Raw genomic sequence first — 15019 nt, forward strand, 5'->3', positions numbered from 1 at the left:
AAAATATTCATATTGAGACCTGCCATGACTATGTCCTTTCATACTTCGCTACCTGATTGCCGTCAGCCGAAATATTATGAATATTTCTGTTCGATAAAAGTTTTAACATACCACTGCTCACGGTACAGATGTCCTTGCAGTGCTGTTCAATATAGTCCATTACTCGGCGCGGGGATAGGTTGTAATCGTTGACAGAATAAATGTCGCTTATGGTCGAGCCGCTGGTTGATCACGGTTCCTGCGGATTGCAGTTCAAATTCAAGGATCTCGACGGCAACAAGTTTAATGTTTGGCAGGATGCACCCACGAGCTGACGGATAGAACACTGGAATGGATAGGCAAGCACTGGCTCGAATGAGGCAGATGGCTTGCCTTTTTATGTTGTTAACGCGAATTCGCAGTTTGGAAGCTCCAGTTGAGGTGACTGAAACTCCTCATGATCAGTGGACAACGGTCATAACGAATCTGGTAGTTTAATTCCCCGACAACGTTTACAATAGGGAATATAAGGGTTAAATGCCAAGTGAGGTGATTGGATGGAAGTCTACCGCTGCATGAACCATCCCGAGAGGGAGGCCGTCGCTCAGTGCACGCGCTGCGGAAAGCCGGTATGCGAGGAATGCCATAATCCGGAGACAGGCCGCTGCCGCTATCGCTGCGGTGAGATGAACCCCGCACCCGGCATGCCGGGACGACCTAGGAACGTATGGGTGACCGTAATCGTCTCCATACTGGCTATCTTGGGCGGTCTTGCGCTGCTGCTGCTGACGATCTGCGGAGCCATACTGTTTTCTTATTAACGCACGTGTCCCTAGTTCCGACAAGCGCAATTTTCAATTCAGTTATTATTTCAAGGAGTGGACAGATGGAGTTTCCTGTTTATTTGTACCTGGGTTCCTGGCGGATTCATCCACATGTGTTGTTTGAATCGCTGGCTTACTTTATCGGCTTCCGCGTGTATTTATGGACCCGCAGGCCGAGCGGCATGACCAAGCTGATGAGCCTGCAGATTCTGGCTGGAATCATCGCCGGCGCGGCCATTGGCTCCAAGCTGCTATTTTGGCTGGAGGATCCGGCTGCCACTTGGGAACAGCTGCGCCAATTCCACCTGCTATGGGGAGGCAAGACGATTGTCGGCGGTCTTCTGGGCGGATTGATCGGCGTCGAGCTGACAAAGCGCTTGGTGGGATGGAAGCATTCCACGGGTGACGATTTTGTTTACCCGCTGATGCTGGGCCTGGGACTCGGACGGATTGGCTGTTTTCTGACCGGCCTAGATGACCATACCTATGGCACGCCGACGACCTGGTTCACAGGCGTGGATTTTGGCGACGGGGTTTATCGCCATCCGACTCAGCTGTATGAGATCCTGTTCCTGATCGTGCTGGCCTTGCTGCTGCTTCCGCTGTACCGCCAAAGCCGCGGCAGATCCACTCGCGAGGGCTACGTGTCCGGGCGGATGTTTCAATGGTTTATGGCCGGGTATCTGCTGTTCCGCCTGGTGATCGACTGGATCAAACCGACGCCGCATCCTTACCTGGGACTGAACAATATCCAATTAGCCTGCATCGCGGGCCTCATCTATTATGCATGGCTGATCGGCGGCAGAAACCGGCTTCGCCGCTTCATGCCGGGTTCCCATCTTCCAAGTTGACCAAAGGAGTCTTGATTATGCCAAAAAACCGGCCTTATCTGTATCATGAACTGACGAATAGCATATGCACGACCTGTTACCGCAAAGTGGAAGCCAAGATCATCGAGGAGAATGGCATGATCTATATGCTCAAAAGATGCCTCGTTCACGGTCCGGAAAAAGTGCTGATCGCCACAGAGGCCGATTATTACCATCAGACGCGAAAGTTTATCAAGCCGTCCGAAATGCCGCTTGTCTGGAATACGCCGATCCGTTACGGCTGTCCTTATGACTGCGGGCTCTGTCCGGACCATGAGCAGCACAGCTGCCTCACGCTGCTGGAGATCACGGACCACTGCAATCTGCAGTGCCCGATCTGCTTCGCGGAATCGTCGCCGCATCGTACCTCGTACCGGTCGCTAACGCAGATCGAATTCATGCTCGACCGGATCGTGGAGAACGAGGGGGAGCCTGACATCGTGCAGATCAGCGGTGGTGAGCCGACGACGCATCCGGATTTCTTTGACATCCTGGACATGTGCAAGAGCCGTCCGATCAAGCATATTATGGTGAACACAAACGGCATCCGCATTGCCCAGGACCGCGATTTTGCGCGGAGGCTGGCCGAGTACATGCCAGGATTCGAAATTTACCTGCAATTCGACAGCTTTGAGGCGCATGTGCTGAAGGAGCTGAGAGGGGCCGATCTGCGGCGCATCCGCCAGCAAGCCATCGACCATCTGAATGAATTCAATATCTCCACGACACTGGTCGTCACGCTGAAGAAAGGCCTCAATGACGGCGAAATCGGCGATATCATTCAGTATGGACTTCAGCAAAAAGCGGTGCGCGGCGTCACCATTCAGCCGATTCAGGCTGCGGGCCGGCTGGAGGGGTATGATCCGGCAACCGACCGGCTGACCGTGAGCGAAGTGCGGCGGATGATCATCGACCAGTCCGAGGTATTTACGGATGCGGACATTCTACCGGTTCCTTGCCACCCGGATTGCCTTGCCATGGGCTACGCCTTGAAGCTGGGCGGGGAAGTGCTGCCGTTGACACGGATGATCGACCCGGAAATCCTGCTCGAGGGCGACAGCAACACGATTGTGTTTGAGCAGGATCCGGTGATCCGAGGCAAAATGTTTGAGCTGCTGTCGACCGGCCATTCGCCGCAATCCTCTGCGCTTTCCCTGAAGAGCCTGCTCTGCTGTCTGCCGCTGGCGGCCGTGCCGGAGCAGATTACCTATGACAACGTCTTCCGGGTCATTATCATGCAGTTCCTGGACGCCCATAACTTCGACGTCCGTTCCGTCAAGAAATCCTGCGTCCACATCATGCATCCCGACGGACGAATGATCCCGTTTGACACCTACAACATGTTCTACCGAGACGACAAGGAAGAACTGCTGAAGGAGCTGAAGGAAGAGGTTGCCACCGCATGGGACCGGTAGGAAGGCTCTGATATTATGGCTCAATGGCTCCGAAACCGGAGCGGATGAGGCGATATAACACTTGAGAAGAAGATAAGCGCTTTGGATTCCTATTCATTCTTAACTACATAGGGAGGGGAGAATTGTGCAGAACAATGTTCCTGAACCTGAGAAGGTATCCCCTTATCAGTTGGATCAGAACATGAAGATCGATAACCATGGAGCGGACGAACGGATATGGTATTCCCCCCAGAGGGGGCCGTTTCAGGTATCCGGATTTGGCTGGTTCCATACAGAACGCATATATCGCAGACTGCCTGCGGTACCGGATGTTTACATCCGACCTGAGGTGGATGCGTTAGCGAACTGCACATCGGGTGGTCAGATCCGCTTTCGCTCGAATTCGCGGAGCGTGTCGGTCCGCGTGCGTCTGACCGCTGGATCCGGTATGTACCACATGCCCCCAACGGGGGAGTGCGGCGTGGATGCGTATATCGGCGGCCCCGGCCATTGGCTGCATGCGGGAACGGCTCGTTTTCAGGCTGGCCAGGTGGAGTATGAGAGCAGCATCTTTGATTCCGGGACAAGCGAGGCACGGTCGTTCCTCCTGAATATGCCCTTGTACCAGGGCGTCGAAGAGATATGGATTGGACTTGAACCAGGGGCCGAGGTTTGGGCACCGGAATCCTATGATTCTTCCAAAAAAGTGATTGTATACGGAACATCCATTACGCAAGGCGGATGCGCGTCACGGCCCGGCATGTCGTATACAAACATCTTAAGCCGCAGGTGTCATCTGGAGTTTATCAATTTGGGTTTCTCCGGCAACGGAAAAGGGGAGTCGGAGCTTGCGGTACTGGCGGCTCAAATTCCGGAACCCGCATGTCTCGTCATTGATTACGAGGGTAACGCCGGGAGCACTGAGTCTTATCGACAGACCTTGCCTCTATTTATCGAGACTTACCGCAAGGTTCATCCGGAGGTTCCCATCATCCTGATATCCCGCATCCGCCATGGAGCCGAGTCGTTCAAGCCGGAGATTCTCGAAGGGCGGCTTGCGCGGAAGAAGTTCCAGATGGATCTTATCCGGCAGCTGACCGAGGCGGGAGATCATAACCTAACGTTTGTCGATGGATCGGATTGGTTAGGTGATGATCCCGGGGAAACGACGGTTGACGGGGTTCATCCGACGGACCTCGGCTTCAAGCTGATGGCGGACCGGCTTGAGCCTGTGCTCAGGCAAGTGATTGGCGATAGTGCATCTGCAGCAGGGCGATAAGGCAGTTAACAGGTTCAAATGTTAGCGTATGGGTGAAGTCACATTAGCGCAATGAAACGTTCATAAGCTGAATCGTTAAAGGGCCCGTTCCTGGCTGGAACGGGCTTTTATCTGTGCCGTCGTCTAATTCAAAACTTTTGATTGTTTGCCTAATAAATGGGGTGTTATGATAACAAAAGATTACGCTAAAGGATGTGTGCAGGTTATGGCTGGAAAAGTCACGATGCAGCAAATTGCCGATCATCTCGGCCTTTCAAAATTCGCAGTTTCTAAAGCGCTTTCAGGTAAATCCGGCGTCAGTTTGGAGACCCGGGAGAAAATCGTGAACGTCGCGACCCAGCTCGGCTATTTTGCCAACAAGTCGCCGAAGGCCGGAGGCAAGAAGAGCGAAACCAACGCCGATGGCAGCCAAGCCGCAAAGGAGACCGTCATCGTGCTTGTGCCGAATGTCCGTTACCAGACGCGGGATTCCCTGTATTGGGGGCGAATTATCGATGGCATCACAAGTGGGCTTGAGCTGAGGGAGACGGGGATGGTCATCGTGACCGACCAATTTAAGGACAGCTTTGCGAATCTGATTAATCCGAGCGGGGTGAGAGGCATCATCGGCGTCGGATTCATCTCGTCACAGCTGCTGCTCGAAATCCGCAGCCTGGATATCCCCTTCGTCTTGATCGATCATGAAGATCCGCTGATTCCGTCGGACTCCCTGTTCATGAACAATGTGGAGTGCATGAGACGGGTAACCAATTATCTGACGGGGTGCGGACATCGAAGGCTCCAGTTCGTGGGCAACGTCCGGTTCTCGCGCAGCTTCACGGATCGTTATCAAGGGTACCGCTCCGTTCTCAGCGAGCAGGGCTTACCGCTGGATCAGAATGAGGAGCTGCTTAGCTTTGAAGGGGACAACCGCTCCGAAATGACGGATGCGCTGGAGATGATTATAAGCCGGATGGATGAGCTGCCGACGGCCTTTGTGTGCGCGAACGACTCCATTGCCATCTGCGTTATGACGGTGCTCGGCAAGCTGGGCACCAAGGTGCCCGCAGACTGCTCGGTTACTGGCTTTGACAACATTGAGGATGCGGCTTTTGCGGCCCCGTCGCTGAGTACCATTCACGTCAACAAGGAGGCGTTCGGACGCAGGGCAGTGGAGATGCTGATGAGACGAGTGGAGCAGCCGGACAGTCCGCTGGAAAAAATACTGCTTGCCGGCGACTTTATGCTTCGCGAATCCACGGCTTATGCCAAGAAGGTCGAGTGATGTGAATATGCGCGGCTACATCACCCGTCTATGGAAGGAGCGGCCGGCCGGACGCTTGGACCGGAAGCTGTTTGTGGTCTTTCTGTTTCTGATTATCCTGCCGATCGGACTCATCACGTATTTTGCGGCAGAACGCTATACAGCCACCATCGAGAACAATACGGTCGCCTACGTGTCCCAGCTGTCGAGCAAAATGATGGGCAAGCTGGACGATTACGTCACCGATATGATGAAAATTTCGATCATTCCCTCGTACCTCAATGAAATTCAGTCAGGGCTTGAGATGTCGAACCGCTACTACCAGGCCGAAGGGGAATCAAAGGAACCTGCAAGCGTGAACGAGAGTGAGCTGAAGCTCCAGATTACGCGCAAGGTCGAGCGGAGCATCTATTTCATGAACAACATCAAGGAAGGCACGAGTAATGTGTACTTGTTCGATCTTTACGGCAACCCGTATTACGTGGTCAAAAGCGGCGGCAACCGCTCGAATCTGCAGCAGTATTATGACAACTGGCGCAGGCTCGCCACGGAAGCCGGCGGACGGCCCGTACTGGTCAGCACGCAGGAGATCGCCGTGTCCGCCGGCAGCAAGCAGTATATGTTTACGGTTGTCCGCGACATTATCGATAAATCCTACCATTCCATCGGCACCATTGTGGTGGATGCCAACATCGGCGTCATTGAGAACATCGTCACCGATCTGGAGGAGACCACCCACGGCACCACCTTCATCCTGGATGACAACGGGACCGTGATTTATGACAGCGAGAAGAAATATTTGTCCCGCAGCATGACCGATAATGCCGCGCTTGCTCAGGCCACCGGTCACGAAGGAAGCTTTCGTCTTGAGGTCGACGGCGAGCAGCAGCTTGTTGTTTACCGGAAATCGGAGCAGACCGGCTGGCTGATCCTGATTACGGTGCCGGAGCGGCAGCTGATGCAGGATGCGCTTAAGACCCGCAAGATTACGATCACGGCGGCTGTCGGCGTTACCAGCTTTGCGCTCATCATTTCTCTTATTCTTATTTATGCGCTGACAAGACCGCTGCGATCCATCGTCCATCTGATGAAGCAGGTGCAGACCGGCAAGCTGGATGTGGTATTCCCGGTCCGAAGGCGTGACGAAGCCTCGCTGATCGGGGTCTCGTTCAACCGGATGATGGCACGCATCAAACAGCTCATCGACGATATTTACACGATGGAGAAGCGGAAGAAGGAGGCGGAGCTGGAGCGTCTTCAGCACCAGATCAATCCGCATTTTATTTACAATACGCTGGAGACGATTCGGATGACGGCCGTCCTTCACAACGATCACGAGGTAGGGGATATGGTTCAGCTGTTAGGGCAGCAGCTCCGTTACAGCATTCATGCCGGCAGCGAGGTCGTTGAGGTGAGGCACGAGTGGGAGCATGTCAAAGCCTACATCGAGCTGCTCAATTACCGGTACGGTGAGCGGTTCGTGTTGACATTGCCGGATGATTCGGCAGCTAATTCCATTCGGGTGATGAAGCTGCTGTTTCAGCCGATCATCGAGAACGCCGTCAATCACGGCTTTGACGAGAACAAACCCTTGCTGCATCTGACCATTACCTACGCCATGGATGGCATGAACCATGTTTTTACCGTTACGGATGACGGGCTGGGCATGTCGGCAGAAGCGCTTGCCAGGCTGCGCTGCATATTGGATCAGGCGCAGCCCCAAGGAACGGACGGCCGGGGAGTCGGGCTGCGAAATGTGCATGAGAGACTTCAACTCCGATACGGAAGGCCTTACGGCCTTTCCGTAGACAGCGAGGAAGGGCAGGGCACTACCGTTCGGATTACCTTTCCCGCGGAACATGTAGAAGAACCGAGAACAGGAGGACTTGCGAATGCTTAACATCGCCGTGGTGGATGATGAGGAACGGATCAGGCTGGGACTTGGCAAGCTGATACGGGATGCAGGCGAGCAATACCGCGTCGTGGGGACGTTTGCAAGCGGACAGGAGCTGCTGGATCAATGGCATGAGCTCCAGCCCGACTTGGTCATTACCGATATCAAAATGCCGCAAATGAACGGGCTCCAGCTGATGGCGAATATCAAGCAGCTGGCCAGCCATACCAAATTCGCCGTGCTCAGCGGTTACAACGATTTCGAATATGCACGGACCGCCATGCGGCAGGGAGCCCTGGAGTATTTGCTCAAGCCGGTCAACATGAAAGAGCTGCTGCGCATGCTGGAGAACGTTGACGAGCTGGTGAAGGGAGAGCAGAACGAGCGCAAGCTGGAGTCGGACGATCTTGTCAGCTTCCTGTTAGGCACGGATCAGCGAAAAATGCCGGAGCATCTGTTCCAGGAGGTCTGCGACCGGCTGGATCAGCAGGCGCTGTTCCACGGATATTATGCCGTGCTCCTCCTTCGCACGTTCCCGGAGATGGCGGAAGAGAGACTGCTTGCGTGGACGTCGGCTTGGGGGGCGGAGCGGAAAATTATCGGCTGCGAAGGAGGAAGGCAGGCGATCCTGGTGTCCATCGCGGAGTCCAGCCATGCGAATATGGCGAGAGAATGGGCTGCCATGCTGCTGCAGCAGCTTCCCGCGGGGACTTCGGCGAAACTCGGCATCAGCGGCGTGTTCAGTGGAAGCCGATGGCTGCCGCAAGCCTATATGGAAGCCGCTAGCGTGCTGGAGCAGGCTTGGTACAGCGACGAACGGCGCTGCTCAGGAGGCGAAGGCAGACCGCCGGTTCAGAAGGAAGAGCGCTACCGGCTTGTCCGTTCGCTGGATAAACAGCTGCTCCCGGCACTGCGTGCCGGTGAGTATACACGCTTGTCGGCCGCGGTGGACTCCTGGCTGGATGAGTTGGCTTCCCTGCGGCCCGGCTGGGCCGAGCTGAAAGAGGCTTGCCTGACCCTGGAGTCGCATGTGGCGGAAGAGATGAAGCAGCGCGGCATTGGCGCAGGAGATGTGGATTGGAACCTGGAACCGGGGAACAGCGAGAATTGGCGTTCGTTCGCGGGGAGGCTGAAGCGCGCTGTTGAGCAGGCCGCCGGGCTTCTGGATCAAGGGAAGAGTGAGCATCGGGCCGTGGAGACGATCAAGGGTTATATTCAGCAGCATTATACCGAGGAACTGGAGCTTCAGCACCTCGCCGATCTGGTCTATTTGACCCCGAGCTACTTGAGCAAGCTGTTCAAGACCGAAACGGGCGAGACGATTACCGACTACTGCATCGCCGTGCGAATCGAGCATGCCAAGCGGCTGCTGAAGGAGGATCACGGGCTCAAAACATACATGGTTGGCGAGCGCGTGGGCTACCCGGACCCGGCTTATTTTAATAAAGTGTTCAAAAAAATGACGGGGAAAACGCCGAAGGAGTACCGCGATTTTGTTAGGTGACTGTTATCTAAATTGAGGACAATAAAACCAAACAAAGTCTATTATTTTTCGCGGCGCTGTCTTTTATAATGATTGAAAACGGTACCATTTCATCCAGAAAGCGAGGAAGGGAACGTGTTCAATTTCAGTTATAAAACGCAGCGCTATCTTATTCTGTTCGGTTTCCTTGCCATTCCAGTACTCTTGTCCCTGACCTTCTCGTATTATCCGGCGCTATCGCTGTTGTATTACAGCTTGACGGACTGGTCGGGTCTCGGCTGGGATATGAACTTTATCGGCTTTGACAATTACGTTGAGATTTTTACGAAGCCCGAAGTGTTCAGTTCACTGAAGAACAATCTGTATTATCTGATCGGGGGACTCATCCAGGTCGTGTTTGCCCTCTATTTTGCCGTCATTCTGACGAGCAAGCTGAAGGGGAGGAACGGCTTCCGGGTCGCTTTGTTCCTGCCGTACGTGCTGCACAGCGTAGCCACGGTCATCATGTTCAAGAACGTTTACCACATGGAATACGGCTCACTGAATACGCTGCTCGGCGCGCTGGGACTCGAGTCCTGGCAGCAGAGCTGGCTGGGCGATAAGGGGATCGTGAATTTTGCCCTGGCGTTCATCTCGATGTGGAAGTACATGGGGCTGAACATGGTCATCTTTATCGGGGCGCTGCAGTCGATACCGGGCGACCTGTACGAAGCGGCCTCCATCGACGGGGCATCGGGCTGGCAGAAGTTCCGTTATATCACCTTGCCTAGCATACGGGGCGTGCTGGAGTTAATGCTCATCCTTACCTTGACGGGCGCACTCGAAGCGTTTGATATTCCGTTTGTGATGCTGCTCGGGGCTAACGATACGTCGACCTTTGTCATCAAGACGGTGGATACGGCGTTTAAGTATCAGAACTTCGGGCTGGCCTCGGCGATGGCGGTTGTGCTGCTGATTATCGTGCTGCTGTTCATTGTCATCCAGCGGAAGCTGCTGTTCAGGGAGGAGAAGCAATCATGAGAAGGGAACGCTCGATCGGCTTTACGATATTTAACTATTTCACGCTGGTTGTCGCTTTGTTTGTGGTGTTCTTTCCGATTTACTCGATCTTCGTGGGAGCGTTCAAGACCCAGGTCGAGTATTATCAATCCGGCCTTAACTTGCCGGACAATTTCTTGAACTTCGATAACTTCAAGCGGGTGATCGATATCGGGGATCTGGGGCTCGGCTTTCGCAATATCCTGATCGTATTGGTCATTTCGGTGGTCGGCAATATCCTGTTTGGCACCATGGTCGCTTATGCGGTCGGACGGTTTGAGTTCAAGATGAAAAAAGCGATCATGGGCATGTACCTGGTCGCCCAGGTCATCCCGATGGTCACGACGCAGGTAGCTACCTTCAGCGTCATTCAGAGCCTGGGGGCCTACAACACGATGTTTGCGCCGATTCTGCTGTACCTGGGAGCCGATGTGCTTCAGATCGTCATCTATCTGCAATTCGTGAACAGCATCCCGCGGGATCTGGATGAGAGCGCCATGCTGGAAGGAGCGTCCCTGTTCAAAATCTACCGATCCATCATCTTCCCGCTGCTTGCACCGGCTACGGCCACCTTGGTCATTCTGAAGAGCATCTCGATTTACAACGATTTTTACACGCCGTATCTGTATATGCCAAGCCAGGACCTGAAGGTGGTATCTACCGCAATCTATTCCTTCATCGGTCCGAACGCGGCGCAGCTGAATGTGATCTCGGCAGGCATTCTGATTATCTTCATTCCGACGGTCGTGTTGTTCCTGTTTATGCAGCGGTACATTTTTGCGGGCGTTACGAACGGAGCAGTCAAATAACGAACACTAGACGATGAAGAAGAGGAGACTCGATATATGAACTCGACGAACACGTGGACGGAAAAAGTATGCGGCATGACATGGGGATGGACCGGCGTGCGGGGATCCTGGACGGGGCCTGAAGCTGCGTTCTCCATGGAACGCATGGCAGAGATGAACGTGAATTGGGTGGCCATTGCGCTGTCTGCCGTGCAGTCAACGCCGCAGTCGACGGAGATTCCGTTCCGGGAGGAACCGACGGTGACGGATGATGAGGTGCGATGGGCCATCCGCAAGGCGAAGAGCATGGGCCTCAAGGTGTGCTTGAAGCCAGTTGTTAATGTAGGGAACGGAACGTGGCGGGCCCACATTACCTTCTTCGACGAGGAGGTTCCGGGTGAGCCGAGCTGGGCCGAATGGTTTCGCTCCTATGGGGAATTCATTCGCCATTATGCTGAAATTGCAGAGGAAGAGCATTGCGAGATGCTGTGCGTGGGCTGCGAGATGGTACAGGCCGACAAGCGTGATGCGGAGTGGCGAGCTCTCATTGCGGATGTCCGTAGCGTCTATGGCGGGCTGGTGACGTATAACTGCGATAAATATCAGGAGGAGCGCGTGCGCTGGTGGGATGCGGTAGATATCATCTCCTCCAGCGGCTATTATCCGATCGACCAGTGGGAGGAGCAGCTGGATCGGATCGAAGCCACGGTCCGCCGATGGAACAAGCCGTTCTTCTTCATGGAAGCCGGCTGTCCAAGCCGCGAGGGCTCTGCAGCCCGCCCGAATGATTGGTCGCTGCCCGGCGGCCCGTCGGAGGAGGAACAGCGGCGGTATTATGAAGCGATGTTCGCGGCCTGCGCCAAGCGAGAGTGGATGCAGGGGTATATGCTGTGGGATTGGCCGGCACGGCTGTACAGCGGGGAGGAAGCGTCTCTGAATGATGATTATTGTATGTACGGCAAGCAGGCCGGAGAGACGGTGAGGAATTATTATGCTGCCGGAATCCGGGTTTAAATTGGAATCCGTTGGGCTATCTCAGGTTAAGCCCGGTATCTGAACAGTTAGAATAGAGGTTTAGCATCGCACCGCATGCTGCTTAACGCACGGTGCGATTTTGCTATAGAGGGGAGATTTTCTGGAGCCTAACAAGAAAATGATGTGTTAGCATAATTTATGACAATAAAAACAAAAACACTTCATTTGTTTTGGGCGTGTTAGCGATTATCATTTGAAATGTAAGCGATATCAGTAAACGCTTCATGAGGATGCAGGAAGCGCAACACATTCAACGTACAGGGGGAAGACGAAATGAAAAAAAGATTCACGATGGCACTGCTTCTGCTCTTAACCGTATCATCCATTTTGGCCGCCTGCGGAGGGAATAAAACAAATAACGCAGGTACCGAGACGCCGCCGAGCAATAACGCAGGCAGCGAGCCAACCGAGGCATCCGGCGAAGCGGAGCTTGGCGGCAAGCTGAAGGTGCTGACGCACCGCACCGACCTGGTGAATGACGGCACGCTGGACAAATACGTGGAAGCCTTTAAAGCGAAATATCCGAAGGCCGAAATTGAATTCGAAGGATTGACGAACTATGCGACGGATATTCAGGTCCGTCTGACCACGGGTGAAGCCGGCGACGTGCTGATGATTCCGACCGGTCTTGCCACCTCGGAGTACAGTAAATATTTTGAGCCGCTGCCGGATGCGATGTTCGAGGATGTCTATTTTGCGGACAATACCCTATTCGAAGGGAAACGCTACGGAATCTCTACGGGTGTGAATACGCAAGGGATCGTATATAACAAGAAAGCATTCGAGGCCGCAGGCGTCGATAAAGTACCAGCCACGCTGGATGAGCTCTACGCGGCTGCGGAGAAACTGAAAGCGGCGGACATCATTCCGCTGTACATGAACTTCGGGGCCCAATGGACCATGGGCAACTGGGCGGATAATTCGGCATGGTACGTGAACGGGGATCCGCAGTTCGCCTCGAAGCAGGTAACCGAGGAGGCGCCGTTCCAGGTGGATAATGCTTGGGGGATCCTTGCGAATATCGGACGCACCTTCGTGCAGAACGAATGGGTAGAGAAAGACCTGTACACGAACAACTGGGAGATTTCGAAGGGCGAAGTGGCTGCCGGCAAAGCGGCGATGTACTTTCTGGGCAACTGGGTAATCCCGCAGGTGATCGGTGCAGGAGCAGCTTCGGAGGATATCGGCTTCTTCCCGCTCCCGTATGATAACAGCGGCAAGTACAACGCACCGCTCGGTTCGGATTACTTCATCGCTGTCAGCAAAGACAGCAAGAATAAAGAGCTTGCCACTGCTTGGGTCGATTTCTTCGTGAAGGAATCCGGCTATGTGGAGGATTCCGGCTTCATGCCGATCATCAAGTCGGCAGAGTCCTCCATCCCGCAGCTTGCCGAATTCCAATCGTTTAATCCTACGTTGATCGAGAGCGAAGCGACCGATCCGAAGTTTAACGAAATCGCCAATAAAGCGCAAATCGGCATCGGCACCGGCGATTATGTTCAGGAATATATCGTGGCTGACGACCTGCAGGCAGCGTTCGACAAGCTGAATGCAAAGTGGAAAGAAGCCAAAACCGCACTGGGATACTAGTCCGGGGGATATAACGGGCTCCGTCTCGTGCTGTTCTTGCAGTCTTACTCTGGATGATCAGGGTAAGACTGTTTTACTTTATTACTCTATAATATGGATTGAAGAGGAGGCGGATACATGAAGAGGATTTTGTTGCTGGGCGATTCCATCCGGGAGGGATATGAGCCTTACGTTAGGGAAAGGCTGGCTGGCCTTGCAGAAGTTGTGGCACCGGGGGAGAACGGGCGCTTTTCGTTTTATACGCTGTGGGGCGTCAATCTCTGGATGAAAGAGCTGGGGACGCCTGATATCGTCCATTGGAACAATGGACTGTGGGATGTGCACCACGAGGCTCCGATGGTCGAAACGCTGACGCCGATCACCGATTATGTAAACAATTTGAAGCGGATTGCCCACGAGCTGCAGCGGACAGATGCGCATATCGTATTTGCCACGACGACGCCGGTGCATCCGGAATCCGAGGGCAGAAGCAATGAAGAGATTGATGCCTACAATCAGGCAGCGATGGAGGCGCTTGTGCCAATGGGCATTACGATTCATGATCTGAACGCCAGGGTCAAAGAGGATCTGAGCGGTTATTTGTCGGATGACCACCTTCACTTGAACGAGGAAGGATACCGGATGTGCGCCGACTCGGTGGTGGGGATGCTCGGTCGCTATCTGTGACGTTTGGGCCAGGCCAATGAGCCTTAAGGCGCGAATCTATGGAATCTTTACCAAAAATGGCATAAGTCTATTATAGGTTCTAACAAATTTGTTACATCCTACTTGCGTTATGACGATATTATAGAATAATATGAAGGGGCGCGGCTTTCATAGAAGGGACCCGCGCTTTTTTGCTATCTAGCTTGCCTGGACACCTTCTTATCGGAAGCCCCCCCTGTAAGAGAGTGTTATGACGCGGAAGGCCGGCATGCCTTAAGGGTCTACAGGCTTGAGGTGCGCATTTTCATATTTTCCATGTATAATAGAAGAAATCATTCAAATAGGAGCTAGGAAATGAAAAAGCTAGGAAGAAACGATCTATGTCACTGCGGAAGCGGGAAAAAGTACAAAAGATGTTGTCTTGAAAGAGATGAACGCACGGTATACGGTAAAGTCATCCAGTTCCCTGGTGCGAGAGCAGCAGAGCCTAAGCTACAGGTCGATCAATTGCGGCAGATGATTAACGACAAGCTGGGATGGATGGACTGGAACGCTGATGAGCATCGTGAGCTTGCGGAGTCTGTGTTTCCTCAGATCTGCCGGGATTATGAGCTGCAGGATGATCAGCAGCTGTTTCAAGTGTTCAGCCTCCTGATGGTCTGGAACAGTTTCTCCAGAGAAGCCAATCCGAAGTACCGCAAACAGGGCGGATATGCAAGTGCGTTAGAATATATAGTAACTTCATCGCTTAACATTTCAACAACGAAGTCCGATATCGCGAAGAAGCATGAGGTTTCCGTTGCTACGTTGACCCGCAACAGCGGTCAGATCCAAGATTTCATGGATGGCGTAGCGGCATCCGGTGACGACGCGAACGTCGAGGATGAGGAATCCGATAGCGAGGTGGACCAGGACCTGTCCCTGGGACGCTAACATCGCCAAAGTGAAGGATCCATAA

At 53.7% G+C, this 15019-nt stretch carries 13 protein-coding genes; all 13 read left to right on the forward strand.

Features of this window, described 5'->3' with window-relative positions; genetic code table 11:
• Window positions 1-536: 536 nt before the first annotated feature.
• Window positions 537-800, forward strand: coding sequence for a B-box zinc finger protein (locus PAEVO_RS26355; protein WP_100540465.1), 264 nt, complete (start codon window positions 537-539; stop codon window positions 798-800).
• Window positions 801-865: 65 nt separating this feature from the next.
• Window positions 866-1654, forward strand: a complete 789-nt coding sequence (locus tag PAEVO_RS26360; protein WP_100540466.1) for a prolipoprotein diacylglyceryl transferase family protein — start codon at window positions 866-868, stop codon at window positions 1652-1654.
• Window positions 1655-1671: 17 nt separating this feature from the next.
• Window positions 1672-3087, forward strand: a complete 1416-nt coding sequence (locus tag PAEVO_RS26365; protein WP_076322754.1) for a radical SAM protein — start codon at window positions 1672-1674, stop codon at window positions 3085-3087.
• Window positions 3088-3211: 124 nt separating this feature from the next.
• Complete coding sequence (locus PAEVO_RS26370) at window positions 3212-4345, forward strand: SGNH/GDSL hydrolase family protein (RefSeq protein WP_243390945.1); 1134 nt, start codon at window positions 3212-3214, stop codon at window positions 4343-4345.
• A 205-nt stretch (window positions 4346-4550) separates the two neighbouring features.
• Window positions 4551-5609 carry a LacI family DNA-binding transcriptional regulator gene (locus PAEVO_RS26375; RefSeq protein WP_100540467.1) on the forward strand — a complete coding sequence of 353 codons (1059 nt, stop codon included), beginning with the start codon at window positions 4551-4553 and terminating at the stop codon, window positions 5607-5609.
• Between the two features lie 7 nt (window positions 5610-5616).
• On the forward strand, window positions 5617-7488 hold the full coding sequence (locus PAEVO_RS26380; protein WP_243390974.1) for a sensor histidine kinase: 1872 nt from the start codon (window positions 5617-5619) through the stop codon (window positions 7486-7488).
• Window positions 7481-8986, forward strand: a complete 1506-nt coding sequence (locus tag PAEVO_RS26385) for a response regulator transcription factor (RefSeq protein WP_100540469.1) — start codon at window positions 7481-7483, stop codon at window positions 8984-8986. Before PAEVO_RS26380 ends, PAEVO_RS26385 begins: the two co-directional genes overlap by 8 nt.
• A gap of 114 nt (window positions 8987-9100) precedes the next feature.
• Window positions 9101-9985: a carbohydrate ABC transporter permease gene (locus PAEVO_RS26390; protein WP_100540470.1), complete on the forward strand. Its 885-nt coding sequence runs from the start codon at window positions 9101-9103 to the stop codon at window positions 9983-9985.
• Entirely contained in the window at window positions 9982-10812 is an 831-nt protein-coding gene (locus tag PAEVO_RS26395; protein ID WP_100540471.1) for a carbohydrate ABC transporter permease, read from the forward strand. Before PAEVO_RS26390 ends, PAEVO_RS26395 begins: the two co-directional genes overlap by 4 nt.
• A 36-nt stretch (window positions 10813-10848) precedes the next feature.
• Complete coding sequence (locus tag PAEVO_RS26400; protein WP_100540472.1) at window positions 10849-11805, forward strand: glycoside hydrolase family 113; 957 nt, start codon at window positions 10849-10851, stop codon at window positions 11803-11805.
• Between the two features lie 294 nt (window positions 11806-12099).
• Complete coding sequence (locus tag PAEVO_RS26405) at window positions 12100-13416, forward strand: ABC transporter substrate-binding protein (RefSeq protein WP_100540473.1); 1317 nt, start codon at window positions 12100-12102, stop codon at window positions 13414-13416.
• A gap of 117 nt (window positions 13417-13533) precedes the next feature.
• Complete coding sequence (locus PAEVO_RS26410; RefSeq protein ID WP_100540474.1) at window positions 13534-14082, forward strand: SGNH/GDSL hydrolase family protein; 549 nt, start codon at window positions 13534-13536, stop codon at window positions 14080-14082.
• A 333-nt stretch (window positions 14083-14415) separates the two neighbouring features.
• Complete coding sequence (locus tag PAEVO_RS26415; protein ID WP_100540475.1) at window positions 14416-14994, forward strand: YecA family protein; 579 nt, start codon at window positions 14416-14418, stop codon at window positions 14992-14994.
• The last annotated feature ends 25 nt before the right edge of the window (window positions 14995-15019 follow it).

The sequence above is a fragment of the Paenibacillus sp. GM2FR genome (assembly GCF_002803325.1).
Classification (GTDB): Bacteria; Bacillota; Bacilli; order Paenibacillales; family Paenibacillaceae; genus Paenibacillus_AQ; species Paenibacillus_AQ lautus.

Coding starts and splice junctions, on each gene's coding strand:
- PAEVO_RS26405 (WP_100540473.1), top strand. CDS start 12,100: ATGAAAAAAAGATTCACGATGGCACTGCTTCTGCTCTTAACCGTATCA.
- PAEVO_RS26415 (WP_100540475.1), top strand. CDS start 14,416: ATGAAAAAGCTAGGAAGAAACGATCTATGTCACTGCGGAAGCGGGAAA.
- PAEVO_RS26375 (WP_100540467.1), top strand. CDS start 4,551: ATGGCTGGAAAAGTCACGATGCAGCAAATTGCCGATCATCTCGGCCTT.
- PAEVO_RS26355 (WP_100540465.1), top strand. CDS start 537: ATGGAAGTCTACCGCTGCATGAACCATCCCGAGAGGGAGGCCGTCGCT.
- PAEVO_RS26400 (WP_100540472.1), top strand. CDS start 10,849: ATGAACTCGACGAACACGTGGACGGAAAAAGTATGCGGCATGACATGG.
- PAEVO_RS26360 (WP_100540466.1), top strand. CDS start 866: ATGGAGTTTCCTGTTTATTTGTACCTGGGTTCCTGGCGGATTCATCCA.
- PAEVO_RS26380 (WP_243390974.1), top strand. CDS start 5,617: ATGCGCGGCTACATCACCCGTCTATGGAAGGAGCGGCCGGCCGGACGC.
- PAEVO_RS26385 (WP_100540469.1), top strand. CDS start 7,481: ATGCTTAACATCGCCGTGGTGGATGATGAGGAACGGATCAGGCTGGGA.
- PAEVO_RS26410 (WP_100540474.1), top strand. CDS start 13,534: ATGAAGAGGATTTTGTTGCTGGGCGATTCCATCCGGGAGGGATATGAG.
- PAEVO_RS26365 (WP_076322754.1), top strand. CDS start 1,672: ATGCCAAAAAACCGGCCTTATCTGTATCATGAACTGACGAATAGCATA.
- PAEVO_RS26395 (WP_100540471.1), top strand. CDS start 9,982: ATGAGAAGGGAACGCTCGATCGGCTTTACGATATTTAACTATTTCACG.